At 69.9% G+C, this 379-nt stretch carries 1 pseudogene; it reads right to left on the reverse strand.

Features of this window, described 5'->3' with window-relative positions:
- Nucleotides 1-379: pseudogene (locus RhoFasB10_RS26025) on the reverse strand (hypothetical protein); the annotation flags it as partial.

The raw sequence follows: 379 nt of genomic DNA on the forward strand, positions 1-379 counted from the left end.
GGTTGTCGCCGGGGCCGTTGCCGGCGTCGACGAAGCGCCAGTCGCCCTGCGCGCCGCGGTCGCGGTTGAGCGCATCGACCAGTTCGGCGATGGCCGACTGCGGGCCGTAGCCGTCGTTCTCCAGTTCCATCAGCGCAGCGACATCGGCGCCCAACGCATTGACCGTGGTGACCAGCTTGGCGAGCTGCGCCTTGTGCTCGTCCAGCGTGCGCGCGCCGCGCAGCGTCGGGAAGCCACCGCCCTGGCCGTCACCATTGAAGAAATTCTCCAGGTTGAAGGCGGCCACGTGCAGGCTTCCCGGCACCGTGGGTACTGCCGGGCGCTTCAGTTCCGGCAGCTTCAGCGCGCCTTCGACCTGCAGGCGCGGATGGCCCTGCGC

Origin of the sequence: Rhodococcus sp. B10 (assembly GCF_011770055.1) — a bacterium.
GTDB classification, from domain to species: Bacteria; Actinomycetota; Actinomycetes; order Mycobacteriales; family Mycobacteriaceae; genus Rhodococcoides; species Rhodococcoides kyotonensis_B.